Source organism: Candidatus Chloroploca sp. Khr17 (assembly GCF_004138165.1).
Classification (GTDB): Bacteria; Chloroflexota; Chloroflexia; order Chloroflexales; family Chloroflexaceae; genus Chloroploca.
Map to the genome: position 1 here is coordinate 1 of NZ_RYFF01000055.1, position 19,183 is coordinate 19,183.

13 protein-coding genes and 1 pseudogene are annotated in these 19,183 nt (G+C 59.7%); 6 read left to right on the forward strand and 8 right to left on the reverse strand.

The window, feature by feature from the left end; genetic code table 11:
• The coding region (locus EKD05_RS21340) for a type IIL restriction-modification enzyme MmeI (RefSeq protein ID WP_370374927.1) at positions 1-569 on the reverse strand (569 nt) is incomplete at its 3' end.
• A 1,224-nt stretch (positions 570-1,793) separates the two neighbouring features.
• Between EKD05_RS21340 and EKD05_RS21345 the strand changes: the two genes are divergently transcribed.
• The 6 genes and pseudogenes from EKD05_RS21345 (at position 1,794) to EKD05_RS21375 (ending at position 4,471) form a co-directional block, all read left to right on the forward strand.
• Positions 1,794-2,003: a hypothetical protein gene (locus EKD05_RS21345; protein WP_129676947.1), complete on the forward strand. Its 210-nt coding sequence runs from the start codon at positions 1,794-1,796 to the stop codon at positions 2,001-2,003.
• Positions 2,000-2,266 carry a type II toxin-antitoxin system RelE/ParE family toxin gene (locus EKD05_RS21350; protein ID WP_129676949.1) on the forward strand — a complete coding sequence of 89 codons (267 nt, stop codon included), beginning with the start codon at positions 2,000-2,002 and terminating at the stop codon, positions 2,264-2,266. The genes EKD05_RS21345 and EKD05_RS21350 overlap by 4 nt, the downstream gene beginning before the upstream one ends.
• A 460-nt stretch (positions 2,267-2,726) precedes the next feature.
• A complete protein-coding gene (locus EKD05_RS21360; RefSeq protein WP_255427259.1) occupies positions 2,727-3,296 on the forward strand; it encodes a Uma2 family endonuclease in 570 nt (189 codons plus the stop codon).
• Between the two features lie 59 nt (positions 3,297-3,355).
• Positions 3,356-3,451: pseudogene (locus EKD05_RS27290) on the forward strand (DUF433 domain-containing protein); the annotation flags it as partial.
• 19 nt (positions 3,452-3,470) lie between these two features.
• The gene (locus EKD05_RS21370) at positions 3,471-3,722 is read left to right on the forward strand and encodes an ATP-binding protein (RefSeq protein ID WP_205704023.1); all 252 of its coding nucleotides are present in this window, start codon (positions 3,471-3,473) and stop codon (positions 3,720-3,722) included.
• 323 nt (positions 3,723-4,045) lie between these two features.
• The gene (locus EKD05_RS21375; protein WP_129676957.1) at positions 4,046-4,471 is read left to right on the forward strand and encodes a hypothetical protein; all 426 of its coding nucleotides are present in this window, start codon (positions 4,046-4,048) and stop codon (positions 4,469-4,471) included.
• Here the strand turns inward: EKD05_RS21375 and radC are convergent.
• From radC to EKD05_RS21410, 7 genes are all read right to left on the reverse strand, one after another.
• Positions 4,454-5,152 carry a DNA repair protein RadC gene (radC, locus tag EKD05_RS21380; RefSeq protein ID WP_129676959.1) on the reverse strand — a complete coding sequence of 233 codons (699 nt, stop codon included), beginning with the start codon at positions 5,150-5,152 and terminating at the stop codon, positions 4,454-4,456. The two genes, EKD05_RS21375 and radC, sit on opposite strands and share 18 nt — an antisense overlap.
• Positions 5,153-5,280: 128 nt before the next feature.
• Positions 5,281-6,060, reverse strand: coding sequence for a hypothetical protein (locus tag EKD05_RS21385; protein ID WP_129676961.1), 780 nt, complete (start codon positions 6,058-6,060; stop codon positions 5,281-5,283).
• A 34-nt stretch (positions 6,061-6,094) separates the two neighbouring features.
• Entirely contained in the window at positions 6,095-7,138 is a 1,044-nt protein-coding gene (locus tag EKD05_RS21390; protein WP_129676963.1) for an NAD(P)/FAD-dependent oxidoreductase, read from the reverse strand.
• 13 nt (positions 7,139-7,151) lie between these two features.
• On the reverse strand, positions 7,152-8,429 hold the full coding sequence (locus tag EKD05_RS21395; protein WP_129676965.1) for a pitrilysin family protein: 1,278 nt from the start codon (positions 8,427-8,429) through the stop codon (positions 7,152-7,154).
• Positions 8,430-8,552: 123 nt separating this feature from the next.
• Positions 8,553-10,505, reverse strand: coding sequence for an amylosucrase (locus tag EKD05_RS21400; RefSeq protein ID WP_129676967.1), 1,953 nt, complete (start codon positions 10,503-10,505; stop codon positions 8,553-8,555).
• A gap of 14 nt (positions 10,506-10,519) precedes the next feature.
• Positions 10,520-12,148, reverse strand: coding sequence for a PfaD family polyunsaturated fatty acid/polyketide biosynthesis protein (locus EKD05_RS21405; RefSeq protein ID WP_129676969.1), 1,629 nt, complete (start codon positions 12,146-12,148; stop codon positions 10,520-10,522).
• Positions 12,145-19,167: a PfaB family protein gene (locus tag EKD05_RS21410; protein WP_129676971.1), complete on the reverse strand. Its 7,023-nt coding sequence runs from the start codon at positions 19,165-19,167 to the stop codon at positions 12,145-12,147. Before EKD05_RS21410 ends, EKD05_RS21405 begins: the two co-directional genes overlap by 4 nt.
• Positions 19,168-19,183 lie beyond the last annotated feature (16 nt).

Below are 19,183 nucleotides of genomic sequence, written 5' to 3' on the forward strand. Positions count from 1 at the left end.
AAGTAATGGGCAATCGCCTGAGGCTGTTCACCATAACGACGGAGCAAATCGGCAAGCCGGGCAAACTCAGCTGCGGCGGCTTCCGTCACCTGCTGAATCGTCAGGCTTGGCTCAAGCGCATACGGGTGAAAGAAGACCTTGCGGAGGATCTGCAAGCCTTCAGGCGTCTCCAGATCGGCCAACGCGAGCGTTTGCGTCTGCTTAACCGTATTGACAAAATTGGTATGAATAACGATGGTCTGAATATCGGAAACGACCAGCAATGGCGGGTTCTGGAGCGAGTCGCGGTACTGCTGGAGTTGCTGAAACGCCTTGCCGAGGTCAGCACGCGGCCCCTTATACTCCCAGCCAAAGTGGCCTTTCTTCCAGACATCAGCCCAACCTTGACCACCCGCACTCTTCGCCGCGCCCGCTTCAAACACCAGCGTCCCATCCCTATTCTCGCCCGGCGTCTCGTGGCCGACCAGGCGACAGAGATCAATAAAGTGCTCCTGACTCACACTGCGCTCTTTGCGCGTATCGCCAGACCACTTCGCAATAAACTCGTGTGGGGTGAGGCTGGGAGCCATGCGTATCCTTCTGCATTGTGCGGCTTCGGCGTAAGTATGCGACACGGGCAACGTGATGTCAAGGGAACCTACACAATAAAACGTCTATTAGAGGATAAAAGTTACGATCTGAGGAGGATGCTGATTATGGAGCAGGGCTGATGCAACATCCCAGGAGGGTTCGATAGTGTCCGCAGATGACGCAGATGACGCAGATGCGGAAGTGCTCATCTGCGTCATCTGCGGATGATCGGAAAGGCAACGCGTTCGACTGCGGAAGAGCAAGCATTGCGTTTTCCCATCCCCGCAGCCCACCATCCCGTGCAACCACCGCCCGTCATCGACCTCCCGCGCCCGCTGCCAGCGGTGCGGGCAACCACGCTCGACGAGCGAAGAAGCGGCCTCGCACCAATCCCCTGCAAAGAAGGCGCTTGTTTTGACGCAAAGGCGCAACGTTTTTCGCGTACGTGAGCGAACCCTTCGCGCCTTCGCGCCTTCGCGTGAGCTTCTTTGCAAGATACTGGTGGCAAACGAGCGTCGGTGGGGAAGCAAGCTCCTCAGCCAAGCCATTTGCGGGCCTGAGTGGGGAGTGACAGCGCCACAACGCCTGTTTTGCCTCCTCAGAGGGGACAACATGGTTAAAAACCGAGTTTGCCAACAGTATCTTTGAACCGCATTGGGACGAGGCCTCGTCGGTGCGGAATGCATAGGGTTTCCGGCGGACAGCGGTGCGTACCTGATTGAGCAAGCCGAGGCGAATTCGGTAACAAATTCATTCGCACTTCTTTTTTAGAGATAAATCTAAGTGTACAACAGCTTCTCTGATGCATACTATTTGATCAGCTTGAATGATACGGCATGTCGTATCCTAGACACAAAAGAAGCGGCCTCGCACTGACTAGGCTCGTGGATAGGCGGCAACCGTGCGGCGTCGCACCATACAGAGCAGATGTAGGTGGTATCATCGCGGTAGAGCACGGGTAAGGCTCATCTAGGCCGCTGAATCGCTGTCTAATTCATGTTGGGCGGCCTATCAAACGCCGCCACCTGGAGAAGCGTCCCGATCGCACAGACGTTCGCTGCCACGACTATCGCTCTATGGTACAATAGCCGTAGTGATATCGTCGTCGCGGAGGAAAGCTATGACGAATACAGCGATGCGTGATCACACAACCGTGGTACGGACGAGCCGCGGTCTCTCAATTGCCGGCACACGGATTACCTTAGCGCCTGATGGAGGCAACGATGAGTGTGACCCTTTCCGATGAAACCCGGCTCAAGGCACTGCTGAAAGAAGCCTTGGTTGAGGTGCTTGAGCAACGGCGCGAGTGGTTCTCGGCACTTATGGTCGAGGCACTCGAAGATAGTGCGTTCGTGCAGGCCATTAAAGAAGGGGAAGCGACCGAGATCGTCAGTCGAGAGGAAATCTTTGCCCTCTTAGGAGCCAAGCGGTGAAGATCATCTTCCGTCGGAGTTTTGCGAAAGACCTGAAGAAGATCCGCCAGAACGCGCTGCTCCAAGAGGTGCAAGCCGTGTTGGAACAGATCGAACAAAGCCCATCCTTGCACGACATCCCAAACGTCAAACATTTGACGAGTGAGGGGCCGTATTATCGCATTCGGATCGGTGATTACCGGCTCGGGCTGTTCGTCGAAGGCGAGGCCATAACCGTCGTGCGATTCCTCCATCGCCGTGACATCTATCGCTACTTTCCATAAACAAGCGTGCGCAGGCGCTGCCATGAGACGTCGCCTTGAACCTTGCTCAACGTCTTATACCTTGGTATACCTCTCGCCACATGAACGCCGATCCGCTTGTTTCACTGCTGCCGCAAGCGTTCTGGCGCTGCCGGCCAACAACGCCTTGCACACAGACGCCGCTGGCGCGGCAGCAACCTTGGCGCGATTTTTCGAAGGTGTACCAGTTTTCGGGAAAGACCGGAGTCCGTGGGAAATATTATCAGCGTATGCGCGATGGATATACGATCCGTGTGCATCAGATAGACGGAACTACGACCATCCAACACATTACCCGGCATGAAGGAAGTATTCTCTTGGATCGCGATGTCCAAGCGTATTTCCCGGATGCCGAAGCGGTCAATACCGCCCTCCGCGCCCTTATTCAGTTGATCCCGAACAAAAAACCGCGGAAGAAAGCAACCCAGAGTGCACGAAAACAATCAAGCATGAATATTATGCGGGCACCGTGTATGCCATGGCGGGGGCAAGCGAGCAGTATAATATCATCGCCCTCAATATCGCCGCAGCCCTGCATACCCACCTCCGCGGGCGCTCGTGCCGCGCCTATCCGAGTGACATGCGGGTGAAAGTCATCAAAACGGGACTGAATACCTATCCTGATTTTACCATTGTGTGTGGTCAGACCCAGTTTACGGATCCCGTCAAGCGGGACACCGTCATCAATCCAACCGTCATTATCGAGATCTTATCGCCATCAACGGAGCGATACGATCGGGGCATGAAATTCCAGCATTACCGCACGATCACCTCGCTGCAAGAATACATTCTCATCGCACAAGACAAACCCTATGTCGAGCGCTTTGTCCGTCATGAACAGAATGAATGGGTTTTTTCTGAGGCTATTGGGCTTGAAGCGATTATTCCGATCACCTCAATTCAGGGATCATTGGCCTTGCAAGCTATCTATGAGCAAGTCAGCTTCATTCCCGAAATCGTGCCAGGTATTACGCGCGATGTGCCAGAAGAGGAAGATCAGCCGGGGGTGTAAGGTGTGTTCTGTTAATATAGCGGAGCGAAGCGGTTCCACGTGCCGCCGACCAGCACGGAGTGATACGTGTCGGTGGCACGCGCGTTACGCTCGACACCGTGGTTGTTGCGTTTCGAGAGGGAGCGACGGCAGAAGAAATCGTGCAGCAGTATCCGTAACAACATTGTTCGTGGTTTGCTTCGTCGCGCTCCCAGCCTGGATATCGTCTTTTGCGACACAAACCCCATGACAACATATGTCTTCGCGAAGGACTACCATGGCACCGCCGGTCCGGTTCTGACCCGCCTGGCAAAGGAAGCGGAGAAGCGGTACGACGTATTCTTCCTTTGCGACACGGATATTCCCTATGCCGATACGTGGGATCGTAGTGGCGATCAGAAGAGGAAATGGTTTCAAGATCAGATCGATAGTTACCTCATGGGGTAAGGGATTATTATGTGATTTAACTATAAAATATAGATCTGATTTTGGATCAACAAGATCGATAGCTATTATTCATGGGACGTACGTAACACAGCAAGGGGTTTATGATTTCCAAGATAAAATCTTTCTTCAACAAATGAATGGTCGATGGTTTCTTATATTAGGTCGCCATCGTGATGGATTGGATCCAACAATATATTCACCATCAAAGCTATAAAATTATAGGGTACATATGGCAACAAGAAAACAGAGAATCCAACGTATCCTCTCCATAAGCGCGTGATCGTGTCGTGACAAGCCCGCCGAGATCTGGTACACTCTTTGCGATGCAGATTTTCGACATCAACCTGGATGCTCTTCCCGATCTGGTAACGCGCCAGATCGTGATTCAGCTGCTGAACCTCATTGAGGCGCTTGCCGCCGAGCATGGGGCACTGAGGATTGAAAACCAGCACCTGCGTGATGAGCACGCACGGCTGAAGGGGCAGTCGGCGAAGCCCGACATCAAACCACCCACGCCGCCCTCTGCGCCCCCGACCGATCACTCCTCGGAGGCCGAGCGCCGCACGCCCAGCGGCAAACCCAAAAAGAACGCCTCCCTGACCGTCACTCGCGAGGAGCGGCGGGTGGTTGACTTGGTCACCCTGCCCGCCGATGCGGAACCTTGGCCGAGTGAGGGTCTAAATTATTGGGTTCATTACAATTCCATTCCGGAGTTACGCGCGACCCGACACTCACGTGGGAAACCCTAACCCTCGCTCGCGCATGCTGACATAACGCCCGCGTCCGATGATCAGATGGTCCAGGACTTCGCAGTCAAGGAGTTTGCCGGCTTCGACGATTTGCCGGGTGACGAGGATGTCTTCGGGGGAGGGCGATGGGTCGCCGGAGGGATGATTGTGCGCAAGAATGAGCGCGGCGCTGTTGCGCCGGATGGCTTCTTTGAAGACTTCGCCGACACGGATCATGGCGCTGTTGACCGAGCCAATGTAGATCGTGGTGATTTGTTGTACCCGGTTTTTGGTGTCGAGCAAGACCGCCCGCAGGTGCTCTTGGTCGAGGTGGCTCATTTCGAGCATCAAGAGCGAGGCGGCGTCGGCGGGTGATTTGATCTGGAAGCGGGTGTCTGGCCCGGTGAGCAAGAGGCGTCGTCCGATTTCGAGCGAGGCTTTGACGGTGGCGGCTTTCGCGGCACCAAAGCCGCGCCGTTGACAGAGATCGTTATATTCTATGCGCAACAGACCCGGCCAGCCTTCGCATTCCACCAGGGTTTGCTGCGCAAGTTGCAGGACGTTGAAGCCGGGGATGCCGACGCGCAACAAGATCGCCAGCAATTCGGCGTCACTCAGCGCCGTCGGCCCCAGTTGCGCCAGCCGCTCGCGGGGCTGATCCGTCTGGGGCAATTCTTTCATGCGGAGCCGATACTGATCCATAGTCTCTTTCCGATGCAGTGAGCGCACGGCTTTGCGCCTTGTTTATGTACCGCATCGGCGGGTTTTTGGATACGCGGGTAGGCCGCACTGCTGTTCCGGTAGAGCGCCGTGTAGATGGATCATCTTCTTCACCCCAACTCACCCTTGGGGTCAGCCTCTTCTAGTCCCGCAGCGACCATGCTCAACTCGTTGAGCAACACCTCGAGCGCGGTCGGGGTCATTGACCGCGGCCTGGCTTGGTCGTGGATGAGCACAATGATTGCGTCAGTCAAGATTTCTGGCGGCATCAGGGCATCTGGCACAGCGGCGCGATCGAGCAGGCGCAGGTTGCGATCGCCTTGTTGCACAAAGTGGAGCAGTGCATCCTGCGCACGATGGGGCAGCCGTTCCCCGTGTTCGAGCGTAGGAAAAGCAGTGCTCAGGCTTGTTGTCGCGCTATGGTCGTTGTGGGTACGTTCCACCGTGACATTGAGTGGCTGGGGTATGTTAACCGCCAGCGCCATGCGCAGGTAGAATGTCGCCTGAAAGCTCGAGCGATGATGTGCGCCGTCATACGACCGCGAGAGAAAAACGACCGGCTTGAGGCCAAAGGCCCGGCCATGCAGCCACCCGCCATACCATTGCTGCATCAGGTTTGGCGCATTATGCAGCGGCTCCAGGCCCAAAACCCCGGCCAGATGGCGTGCGACTTGGCGCGACTGCCAGTTATCCCACAATGTCCACCCAAGCCCTGCCACGACAAAGAGGGGCAAGCCTACAAAGCCACACAACCAGAACGTGGTCACCACCACCCGGCGTACGCTATGCTCTGGCGGTAGCGACACAATCAACGCAAACAGGGGGATGAGGATGCAAGACAGTAGGAAAAAGCCTCCGAAAATGACAAAGATCGTTCTATTTTTGCTCATAAGCTGCCATCAAAGAGGACTCCTTCCCCTAAATCTACATCCTGCTGATGATCCGTTGTGCCGCCCGCCAACCGCTTTCAATCGCCAGGTGAACTCGCCCCAGGCCTTGTTCGCCATCGCCCGCCACATAGATGCCTGCCCGCCCTGCGCTGGCCGCCGCCAGGTAGGGTGTGCTGGCAAGCGCGTAGCGCCAACGATGCACATCGACCCAGAGGGGAGCACCCAGGTTGGTGCCAATGAAGCCGCAGACCATCGCGTGAACCTGGGCCAATGGGGTTGGCAGTTCTTCCTCTTCGCCGTACTGCCCTTTCATCAGGGCGTCCCAGTAGGCTGCACTCCAGGCTGGCCCCATTTGGGCCAGGATCAACCCGTTTGCTGCCGGGGCGCGTCCAGGTTTGCTGTGCTCGCAGGCAAGCCAGGCAATGGCATGCTGGCGATCGGTATTGATCAGGGCGTACCAGGGTTTTTGTGGGCGCTGCGGGTAGGCTAGGGCGATCGAAAGGCACATCCGATAACTGGCGGGGGCCAGCGCTGCAAGCAATTCACGCTTGACTGCAGGCTCGACGGCGCTTGTCGCCAGCATATGGGCTACCTGTGGTGCTGGCGGTGTCAAGAGCACCGCCTGGTATGGGCCAAAAGCCCCGCCCGAGCTTTCCACCAGATCGTACCCTGCGCCCACCCGGCGCAACGAGGCGATCGTTACCTCGGTGCGTAAGGGCAGCCCGCGGGCAAGATATTTGGCGAGCGCACTATTGCCGCCCGGCCAGACCCATTTGGGTTCGGCGTTCATCGCGGGATCGCCGGGCGTGACCCGCCCCTGGCCGTCGAACGTCCAGACCGGGGCCGTCAGATCTTCGGCACCCCCAACTGCTTGCACCAAACTCAACAATTCAGCCGTTGGAGCCTTGACCACCTGCGCCCCATGGTCAACCCGAAAGAGGCCGACGGTACAAGAGGCGACGCGCCCACCGGGCCCGCGACTCTTCTCAAAGACAGTTACACTGTATCCGGCCTGCTGTAAGACCTGCCCTGCGGCTAAGCCTGCTACCCCTGCACCAACAATTGCGATATCAGCCATAGATTTTTGCCCGCTAAATTCCTTGGGTGATCATTGCTTTGAGATCAAGCGCATCGTCATCGGCATATGGGCCAATGACGGCCAGGTGGAGTCCGTTGCTGCGGAGGAGCCGCTGGGCTACGCGTTGCACATCATCGAGCGTGACTTGTTCGACTTCAGCAATGACCTGTTCAACCGGTATGACGTGTCCATACCGGAGCAAATGCGCCCCGTTGCGCGAGGCGACCGACCAGGTGTCTTCGAGCGAAAGCAGCAGGCCGCCTTTCACCTGCTCTTTGATCATTTCTAGTTCAGGCTGGGTGACGCCTCCGCGCACCAGGTCGCGCAGGGTGTCAAGCACTAGCACGACGGCATCGCGCAAGGCTTCCGGCTCAACGCTGCCATACATCACCCATGTCCCGCTATCCGAGAGGTCGTTGTGGTATGAGCCGACATGGTACGCGAGGCCGTGTTCTTCGCGGAGCAGTTGGAAGAGGCGGGACGACATGCCCCCGCCAAGAATCGAGTCGAGGACCTGGAGTGCGCGACGGTCAGGATCGTTATAGGCGAGACCGGGGAGGCCGAGACAGAAGTTGCCTTGCTCGCAGTCACGACTGAGCATGGTCAAACGCGGGCCAGACAGCGGGATCGGGCGTGGCTGAGGAGGGAGGTGCGAACCCGACGGCAAGCCATCAAAGGCCGCATTGATCGCGTCTACGACCGTATCACGCTGAAGATTGCCTGCCACCGAGATGATCATGTTGGCACGGTTGTAGTGGCGTTGCCAGAAGGTGGTCAGATCAGCCCGGGTGAGCATGCTTACCGTCTCGACGCTGCCGGCAATATCGCGCCCCAGGGCGCTTCCTGTCCACATGGTCTGCTGGAGCAACTCGTGAACCCAGTCGCCCGGGGCATCCTGCAGGCCACGTAACTCTTCGATGATGACGCGGCGTTCTTTTTCTAGTTCCTGCAGATCAAAGAGCGGGCGCAGAAGCATTTCGCCCAGAACGTCAAGCGCTCGATGCATATGCAGGGTCGCAACTTTGGCATAGTAGACGGTTGATTCGTATGCGGTTGAAGCATTGAGCATCCCGCCTACCCCCTCGACAGCCTGGGAAATCATGCGCGCGTTCGGATAGCGCCGCGTCCCCTTAAAGAGCATATGCTCAATAAAGTGGGCCGCACCACTATGCACCGGAGGCTCGTGGCGCGCACCGGCGGCCACAAAACATCCAATCGATACAGAATAGGTGTGCGGCAACGGTTCAATGAGGATACGGAGGCCGCTCGGGGAGGTAATCAGCTCTGGCATAGCCAGGAAGGATACCACATTTGCCTGCGTTTTGGGGGCTTTTTGTCCCGAGGAGTTTGCGCAAGCCACAAAACATCGGCAACGCCGATGTTTTGTGGCTTGCGCAAACTCCTCGGTTGTAATTCACATGCGTTCGAGCCAGAAAAATTGATAGGCTTCCACGCTCAGTGTCCCGCTCGCCTCGATCTCGCTGGTGCTTACGAGGTCGCGGAAGCGGTAGCCTGAGCCATGCAGACGCAGGCGATTGGCCTCCAGTTGCTGCGGAAGTTCACTCACATTGGCAATGATGATGAGCCGTGACCCTTTGTGCCGCCGGACATAGCCGAGCAGATGGGCGTTGCCCGTTGCAAAGACCTCTAGGTGCATACCGGCTAGGGCGGGCTGGGTTTTGCGCAGGGCAATGAGGCGTTGCAGCGCGTGGAAGATCTTGCCCTCGGGCAGTTCCGGGTCACGCCAGCGGGCGTGCGCCTCCCAGTTGAACCGGACGCGATGGATCCAGCGGCTATCGTCGGCCTGGGCCGGATCGTAGAGGTAGTCATAGTTGTTGAGGGTCGCCACTTCGTCGCCCAGGTAGATCAACGGCATCCCGCCTGCGCTCAAGATAATGCTGTGCAGCAAGAGAATGCGCCGCACGGCCAGGTCGATCAGGCGCAGATCGCGTTGTTGCATCGCCGCTTCGAGGCCTGCCAGTGACGCGAGCGTCCCACTGATACGGGCGTCGCCTGTGGTGGGGTTGGCCTGAAAAGGCACCCCGCGGGCAAACGAGGCCGGGTGATCGCCGGTGTAGAAGGCATTGAGAAACTGACGATGCCCCCACGGATCGATCTGTAACGCACGTGCATCCTCATCATCAAACGTCCAGCCAATATCATCGTGCCCACGCAGATAGTTGACCCAACTGCACCCTTCGGCAATGCGCCAGCGGGTGCTCAGTGAATGCGCCAGCAGCCGCACCTCACGCGTCGCCAGCGCCTCCCAGCAGAGTGCCATCAGCAACGGGTTGTACGAGAGTTGCGCCTCACCCTGGTCAATGTATTTGACCACTTCGTCGGGGTGGACAATCGCCTCTGATTTGAAGAGCAGGGCGGGGCAGGCGATGCGGGTCAACGCATTATAGGCCTGAATGATCTTGTGGGCCTCGGGCTGATTCTCGCAGTTGGTGCCGAGACGTTTCCACACAAAGGCGACCGCATCAAGGCGGAGCACTTCGACCCCGACATTCGCCAGAAAGAGCAATTCTTCACCCATAACCCGAAAGACTTCGGGATTGGCATAGTTGAGATCCCATTGGAAGCTGTTAAAGGTTGTCCAGATCCAGCGGCCCATCGCCTCGTCCCAGGTGAAATTGCCCCGCCGCACCGTCGGAAAGATCTCGCGCAGCGTCAGGTCATACTGGTCGGGGATCGTGCGATCAGGGAAGATGAAGTAAAACTGTTCGTAACGCGCTTCACCGGCCCGCGCTCGTCGGGCCCATTCGTGCTCGTCAGAGGTGTGGTTAAAGACAAAATCAACGACGAGGCTGATGCCTTGCTCGCGGAAGGTGTCAGCGAGTTCGGCCAGTTCCTCCATTGTGCCCAGTTCAGGCTGCACAGTGCGGTAGCTGCTCACGGCATAGCCGCCATCATTTTTGCCTTCTGGGGCCAAAAAGAGGGGCATGAGGTGAAGATAGGTGATGCCAAGCTGTTTGAGATGGGGCAGGCGCTCGCGTAGACCAGTCAGCGTTCCGGCAAAGAGATCAACGTAGAGCACTGCACCAACCATGGTCTGCTGCTGAAACCAGGTTGGCTCGGCTTCACGCGCTTCATCAAGCGCACGCAAGGCTGGTCGCCGTGACGCCCAGGCGCGGGCTGTACTCAAGAGAATCGCTTCGAGGTGATAAAAAAAGTCGTACTGCTGCCCATAGAGATCAAGCAGGAGTTCGAAGAGGCGCGGCCATTCCCGTTTCAGCCGGGCCTCGAAGCGGACGTAGCCGGTCGGGTCGTGGTGGCGTGCTTCCTCCAGTTCAGCCGATACTCGTGGCAAGAGCCGTTCCAAAGAAAGGGCTGCTTCAGTTTGAAACCATTCACGTCTGTTCATAGGATACCCCTCAATCAGGGACGATAGCCAAGCAATGCTCCGGGGAGCGCGATGCCGTGGGCTTGGAGTTGTTGCAGGCGGGCCAGGTAGGCGGCCCCGGTCATTAGCTGGAAGCCAACATCGGCGACCCGCCGGGCGGTATAAGGTTCGAGATAGGTGCCGCGCACCCAATCGTTGAAGGCTCCCATCGCTGGCCCGCACCAGATCTGATAATCGAGTTCGCGCCCTGGTTCGCCGCTATTCGACCAGCGCGATGAGAGGCCCAGGTACCAGCGGAAGACCAGGGCCATTTTGCGGCGTGGGTTGTCGGCAGCGCGCTGGAGTTGCGCTGGGTCGCGGGCGGCAAAGAAGCGCTCGGTCTCTTGCCAGATGGCCTCGAGCGGTTGGCGAAAGATCTGCCGTTCGAGTTGTTCGCGCTCAGGGGCGCTGATCGCGTCGAGCGAGTCGTATTTCTGGTAGAGTTCGTAGAGCTTCTGGGCGCGCATCGGGAAGAAGGTGCCTCGTTTGAGCACCTGTAGTTTCACGCCGAGTTCAAACATGTCCGCCGCCGGGGCCATCGTGACATCAGCCATGCCCGCTTCGGCCAGCAACTTGCGGGTGTGGGCCGAGGCACCGGCCTCGACGCAGGCCTGGTTGATCGAGCCGGTGACGAGATAGGCTGCGCCCATCATCAATGCGCCCAGGGCCGCTTCGGGCGTACCAATGCCGCCGCCTGCCCCTACACGTACCATCTGCGGGTAGCGCTGTTCGGCCTGGATCGTGTCGCGCAGGGCCAGGATCGACGGCAGCAAACAGACCAGCGGGCGATTGTCGGTGTGCCCGCCCGAGTCGGCTTCGACCGTGATATCGTCGGCCATCGGGAGATGCGCGGCCAGTTCAGCCTGAAGCGGCGTGATGATTCCCGCTTCGACGAGCGGTTGCAGCAGGGCCGGTGGGGCCGGGCGCATAAATGGCTCGGCAACCTCGCGCCGCGAGATCTTGGCAATCACACGATTGTCAGCGTGGATCCTTCCATCGGGTTGGCGGCTCAGTCCGGCCACTCGATAGGCGACAATATGTGGCGTCAGGCTCAAAAACGCCGAAGCTTCGACCGTACGTACCCTGTGCCGCAGGTAGAGTTCGACCGCATGCCGTTCCAGCGCCTCTTCGCTTGGGCTATGGATGAGGTTGAAGGCATACGGGCCATGCGGCAGTTCGGCCTGGATCCGGGCAATCGTCGCCTCAATGACGCTTGGCACAAGCCCGGCTGCCCCAAACGAGCCAAGCATGCCGGCTTTGCCGAGGGCAAGCACCAGTTCGGCTGACGCAATCCCGTTGGCCATCGCCCCGGCCATGTAGGCGTATCGCAACCCGTGCGTCGTGCGAAACGCCGCTGCCCCGAGGTGCTCAGGCAGCGACGGGGGCAGCCAGCCAAGCAACTCACCCTCAACCGGCCCGCCGCCTTGTCCAGCCTGACCTGCGTTCGTCAGTCCGATCTGACCATCAATGCGCACCACAAAACATGGCTGGGCAAGCTCAGACAGAACGGCACGACACCCGGCAACATCAACAGACACTGACTGAGGCGGGCCACTCCAACGCGGTCGCGCATACGGTTGATCGCGCTCGATCCTGAGCGCGTGGGCTTCGACTCCTGGTGTCATTGCTTATTTCCTGTTGCTGCATTGATCGCAATTCCCAGATCCTTCACCTCATAAATTCGCAAGCCGTCGCGCCACAGACTCGCGTTGGCGACGATGACGATCGCTGGGCCGCGCTGTTCGATCCGGGTGATGTGCGCCTCCAGGCTCATCAGGCCGGTGGTCGGGATGATCTGGCCGCGGTATTTCCAGACGGTGCGTTGATCAATGGCTGGGGCAAAATGGGGCGCTGGTAACTCGCGACCGATGCCGCAAAAGAGGGCGTACGCTTGCACGGCTTCGCTGATCGCCTCGACGCCGAGCGAGCCGGGCATGACCGGGTCGAGGTAGAAGTGACACGGAAAGAACCAGTTTGTTGGATCGACCCGTTTTTCGCCATAGATGTAGCCCGCCCCGTGCGTGCCCCCTTCCGGCATCACCAGTACCCGGTCGAGCAGGTTCAGTTGACCGCCGGCCAGTCGTTCGTGTGGTCGTCCTGGTGGTGCCGTAAAGAGTGGGTGCCGATCGCCGCGCAGATCCAGTTCGGTGCAGTTGGCCTGGTTGCCACTCGTGACCAACCAGGGTGCAGTCGTTTTGCCTCCGTCCAGGCCGGTCTGGTTGGCGAGCACGCTTTTGCTGAAGAAGCCGAAGGCCGCGTCGCCTACATAAAAATCGCTTCCGTCCACACTCAAGCCAAAGTCAAAGGTCTGGATGATAATGCCGGCAATCGCATTCGACTTGCGCAGCGTTGCCCGGCTCGCGATCCGTTTGCCTCGCAGGTCTACCTCGCGTAACAGATGCCCGCTGCCATCCAGGTTCCGGAAGTAGAAGTCTTGCTCGGGGTCGGTCAGGGTTGACCCGAGCGCTGTCGTGAGGAAACCACACGGTTGCAGTCCGATCTCCATCAAGACGGCATAGGGTGTGGTTGGGTAGCTGTTGCGATGGCAGAACCAGGGATTGATCGGCACGTCATATTCGCCGATCAGGTACGCGCCGTCGCGCAGGTCGCCGCGCTGCCCTTCGAGATGCACGATACGACTGAGCAGTTGCAAGTCGCCATTGGGGTTGCGCGGGGTGCGGCGTCCCTCGAAGATGGCGTAGTCCGGGCCAAAACAGGCGACCATCGAGCCGGTTGTGAAGTGCTGCAATTGGTCTTCGTTGTAGGCCACTGGTTCGTTGTGCGCCGGATGTTCCGCAAGACGCGGCGGTGTGAGCTGAGGGTTCTTCTCGGCCAGTTTGAGCGCTAGATCCTTGAAGCGGACGACAATGCGTCCTTCCAAAATCACATCAATATTCGCATACGCATATGGCTCTGGCTCAACCCCGAGTGCCGTGACCTCCATGCGATAGATCAACGTACTGGTGATTGGTGTCACCTGGCCCCGGCAGCGCACGACCTGCGCCACCTCGGGCACCGGCTGGAAGCGTGCGTCGAAGGTGTAGGTTTGCAGGCCGAGGAAGAGCATATAGATCTGGAGCAACTGGCTACAGCCTTCGGCCATCAGCGAGCCGGCCATCACCTGATCATCCGAGAAATGGCACGGGAAGAACCAGCTTTCGGGGGTGAGATCCTGTTCGCCAATGACGAGACCAAGGCCCCAGTCGCCGCCGTGCGGGTCAAGCGAGGCAATGCGGCTCAGCATCAGCATCTGGCGTATCGGTAGCCGCAACGAAGCATTGCGCCCGCCCTGGGCATAGCTCGGGCCAAAGCAGGCTTCCAGGTGCCCCGCAATCAACTGATCGAGATCCGTCTCACTCAACGAGCGGCGACTGCTCGCCAACGGTGGCACAAACATCTGCTTGACCGCTTGACGGCGCTGTTCGAGATCGTCTTTTGAGTCGACCACCCCGCGCCCATGGTCAAGTTCGCTATCGGTAAAGAACCCGGCGCAGCCGCCGTCCATCTTGAGCACCATCCGCTCGCCGACGAAACATTCGTAGCTGAAAAAGAAGAGCAGCGTATCGCCACTGCGCGCAAACGAGTTGATCGAAATATCGTAGCGCAGCGTCTCGCCCTCTTTGGGCAGGTCATCAAGGAAGGTCAACGTGCAGTCGAGCAACCGGTAGACGCGCTCGCCGCGACACTCGAAATCAATGCCCAGATAGCTGATCAACAATAGGTCGCACTGGCCCGACTCGACCGCCACCGCCGTTGGCGCTTGCCCATCGACGCTGTACCAGGCATCGGGTGGAATGTCATATTCAGTGGTGATTTTTGATGGTTGGAAAGATCCGCATGTAGCATCGAGGTGGGTTACGCGACTCACGAGCAGATACGGCGGCAACGGCAACCGTACCCGCCGGTGATACTGGTCAATACTGGCATAGGTTGGCCCAAAAACCTTGGCAATCGCGCCACCGGCAAATTCGAGCAAGGCCGCCTCGTCCCAGATCACCGCCACCGCTGCTTTGGCTGCCTCTGCGGCAACAACCCCATTCTCCGAGGGCGTGACGCTGATCGGCGTCGTCGCATCCTGCTGCCGTGATAACCGCTCACCATACGCCCGCAACAACGCATGCCGCTCGGCCAACCACGCTTGATGTCGCTCAATCACATTCACTGGCCCATCCTCCGCGCCTCCGCGCCCCCGCGCCTCTGCGTTAAAAAATTTCGGCCCATCCTCCGCGCCTCCGCGCCCCCGCGCCTCTGCGTTAAAAAACTCCGGCCCGTCCTCTGCGCCTCCGCGCCCCCGCGCCTCTGCGTTAAAAAATTCCGGCTCATCCTCTGCGTTAAAAAATTCCGGCACCACTCCCCGTACGCCCTTCCCCCCGAGCGCAATCCACTTCATCAGACTACGCCCAGCCACTTCATCGCGCCTCACCGGCAGCAGCGGCGTCAGATCAAGCGCAACCCGCTGGCTCTGCAGACGCGCAAGGAGCGTCAAGAGATTCGTTGCATCATCGCTGCCCTGCCGATTCACTGCGCCAGCGAAGTGCGGTTGCCCTGCGAGGATCGTACCAATCCAGCGGCTGCATGCATTGGCCGGCCCGGCCTCGATGAAGATCCTGGCCCCATCAGCGTACACCTGTTGCACCAACTGCGGAAAATCCACTGACTGGCAGGTCGCCCGGGCGATGTTGTGGGCAATCACATTCGCCTCAAGCACGGTCGGGCGCATCGTTGCGGCACTGTAAAAACGGATCCCCGGCACATCAACCGTGGTCACATGATTCAGTTCAACCAGCAGATCATACTCCGAGCGCATCGCCGGGCAGTGGATCGCTGTGTTGAAGGGCGCCTGAAATGCTTCACAGCCCAGGTCGGCAATGATCGCCCGCACCGTTGCTGGCTCGCCGGCAATGACCACTTCGTCGGGGGTGTTGATGTGCGTCAAGAAGGCGCGTTGCTCGCCACGGAGCCGCGCCTGCGCCTGGGTTGCGTTGACACGGGCGGTGTAGATGCTCCAACATGCCTCATCCCCCGCTGGATCAAGGCCAAAATAGGCGCGTACGGCCTCGTGGCGTCCCGCCAGTCGTCGCGTAAAGAGCGGCAATTGGCGGAGTTTCGCCAGGGCTGCATCACTTGCTTGCCATGCCCCCATCGCCCAGAGCATGCTCGCTTCGCCCATGCTGTAGCCAAAGGCTGCCGTTGGTTGCAGCTTGAAGTACTCACGCAATACCGTCGTAAAGAGCAGCGTAAAGGCCAGGCTTGTCTGCACCATTCCGGGGGGATCGCTGCGCAACACGGCCTTGGCCTGATCAAGCTCGTTTTGCCCAGGCTGGCCCCGGTAGCGCGGGTAGAGGCGTGTCGCACCAATCAGCTCGGGCACATCACGCACCAGTGCGCCGAGGCGTTCGTGCAACCCCGGGAAGAGTTGCAACAGATCGCGCCCGAGCCCTGGGTAGGCGCTGAAGGCCCCTGGGTAAACAAAGGCAACCTCGGCGTGCGGGCCGAGTGGCTGCGGGGTGAAATAGCTGCCGAGCGGCGTTTCCCAGGTTTGCCCGGTCGCAAAGGCTTCGGCAACACCCCGTTCGGCAAAACCGACTTCGCGTAGCAATTCGTTGGTTGTGCGGGCCAGCAGACTCACACTGTAACGGGCCTCAGCGCGCACCTGACTGGAGCGCAAAGCCTGCTCCGCGATCGCCTCCAGCGGCGTGCCTGTTTCAAGGGTGCTTTTCAGTGCAGCCAGGCTGTCGTGCAGTTCGGCCTGATGATCGCCGACCAGGGGCACGAGCCAGATGCGGGTGTAGTGGGCCACGGTTGAAGCCTCGCGCTCACGCGTTCTGTCGGTCGCCTCGGCGAGCACCAGATGGCTGGCGCACCCGTCGCTCCCGAGCGTGCTGATGGCGGCGCGACGGCCTTCTCCAGGCCCGGTGAGCCAGGGGCGCGAGGCTTCGGGCAGATAGAAGGGGGTGTCCGCCAGTTGCGCGGCTGACGGCAGACTGGCCCCCGTCGTCACCGCCGGGAGGTAGCGTCCGTGCAGTGCAAGGGTCGTGCGGATCAAGCTGACCATGCCACTCACCGCGCCTGTCTGCCCTACCTGCGCCTGGGCCGAGCCAAGCGCACATGAGCTAGAGCGCATTGGAGCGTCATGCGCGGCAATCTCCAAGCCAAAATCTGCCATCGGCAATGGTGTAAGTTGGTGGACATCCAGGTACCCAATGCTCGCCGGGGTGACATGGGCGGTTTTAAGCGCTAGCCGAGCGGCCGTCTCAAGCGCCTGGCGATCAGGCTCGTGCGGCAAGACCGAGCGGCTGCGCCCGGCGGATGAACTGACTGCAATGGCCTCGATGGTCGCATAGGCAGGCGTAGGCCGACCGGCCTCGGCACGTTTGAGTACCACGGCACCCGCGCCTTCGCCCGGATGCAGCGGAGTGGCGGTGCGCCGTGGATCGAGCAAGATCCGTTCAATGCTGCCGGCCAGATCCACTGCCGCAACCACAACTGCTTCCAGGTTCGCGTCGGCAAGCAGGGTTTGTGCCGTTTCCAGCGCTCGTGTCGCCGAACTCTCGTCAGCCGAGAGGGTGAAGGCCGGCCCGCTGAGATCCCAGAGCGCGGCGACCCGACAGGCCATGATGTTGCCGATGAAGCTGAGATACTGATTGACTTGGGCGCGTGGATGCAGGGCGTCTTTTAGGCTGGTTGTGAGTTCTGCCTCTTCTTCTGGGGTTAGGTGCAGGCCCATGTGCTCGCAGAGACGCGGCAATTGCCAGGTCAGATCCTGCCGCCCGCGCAATTGATGGATCGCAGCTTCGGCCTCCATCGCAACAATCACCGCGACATGCGCCCCACGCTCGATCTGGGCATCGCGCAGCGCCCCGTCGGCGACGCGCAACAGCAAGAGTTGCTGCGCCAGCGGTTGATCCGTCGCGTCGGGCGGGATCTTGGCCCGCAAAAAGTCAAACGCAAAGCCCTGGAGGTACGCCCCTTCGGGTGCGCTGCCTCCAGGCAGGCCAAAGTGGCTCGCCAGAGCCGGATGCGTCTCGTGCTCGTGCCAACGCCTCGGTGGCAGCGGGTATTTCGCCATGTCGCCCGCATATGTGCCCTGCTCAAAGGCGCTGCGATCTTTGTATGGCCCGAGACAGATATCCATGCCAATGATTGCCAGGGGCATCTGCGTTGCCTGACTTTTGTCGGTTATATCATCGGTCGTTCTGCCAGAGCGCAAGGAACCGTCATACGCGGCAATCTGCAAGCCAAAATCTGCAATCTGAAATGGTCGTCCTTCCGCAAACTCACCATTGCCTTCCAGAATCAGGTGGGCATTGGTGCCCCCAAACCCGAAGGCACTGATGCCCGCCCGCCGCGGCCCGGCTTGCTCGGGCCAGGGCGTCAGGCGCTGCACAATGCCTGCGCCGCCAACGGTGCCCCCCTGCGAGACAAGCGGCTCGTTGATGCCGATGGTCGGCGGTAGTTGATTGTGCTGCATACTCAGCACAACCTTGAGCAAGCCCGCCATGCCTGCGGCGGTCAACAGGTGCCCAAAATTTGATTTGACCGAGCCAAGCCAGGGCGCCGCACCATAGGCCCCGAAAAAGCGCTCCATACTGTTGAGTTCAACAATGTCGCCGACCGGGGTGCCAGTCGCGTGGCACTCGACATAACGAATAGTTGCTGGCGAGACACCCGCCGAGGCGTAGGCTCGCTCAAAGGCGAGATGCTGCCCTTTGGGATTGGGCACGAGCAGGTGTTTGCCAGCCCCGTCGTTCGAAAGCCCGATGCCTCTGATGATCCCGTAGATCCGGTCGCCGTCGCGCAGGGCATCGGCGTGTCGTTTGAGCACCACCATACCCGCGCCCTCGCCCGAGGTCAGGCCCTTAGAGCCGCGGTCAAGCGGGCGACTCGTTCCGCCTTCGGGCGGATAGGCCTGGAAGATCGAGAAACCCGTATGCACAAAGAGTGGATCGGCGCAACTCACCGCCCCGGCCAGCATCAGGTCGGCTTTGCCCGAAGCCAGGCAGTCGCAGGCAAACTTGAGCGCATAGAGCGACGATGCGCACGCGGCGTCGAGCGCATAGTGAACGCTGCCAAGCCCACAGGCCCTGGCGATCAGACTGGCCGGTTGCCCCGAGATGCGCCCGTTCAGCGGGTTGGACGTGCTGCCCTCGGACAACGGCGGCAGTTCGTCCAGTTGCACCGGTCGCCCTCCCAGCGCATCACGCAGCGCATCGGCAACCGCGCTCGTGTAGAGTCGCGCGATCAACCGATGCGACGAGCGTGTCGGGAACGAGAGGTTGCCCAGGATCACGCCACACCGGGCGAGCCTCGCCTCGTCACCCAGGTAGCCACTATCGCGTAACGCTTGCCGGGCCACCTCGAGTGACCAGGTGTAGAGCGGATCAAGCCCTTGCAGCATTGTCGCGGGCAGCGCAAAGCCGTGCGGGTCAAAGCTGAAAGCGCGCACGAAGCCACCCCGCGCATACGCAAACCCATCAGAATTGTGGCGGGTAGGGTCAAAGAAAAAGGCCGGATCAACCCCGAGTTCGGTTGCGGTCAGCAGCGAGGTTCCATCCTCCCCCGCCGCCAGCGTGCGCCAGAACGCTTCGGGCGCGTGTGCCCCCGGAAAGAGACCGCCCAGACCGATGATCGCAACAGGTTCCACGTTAGATCCTCACTGC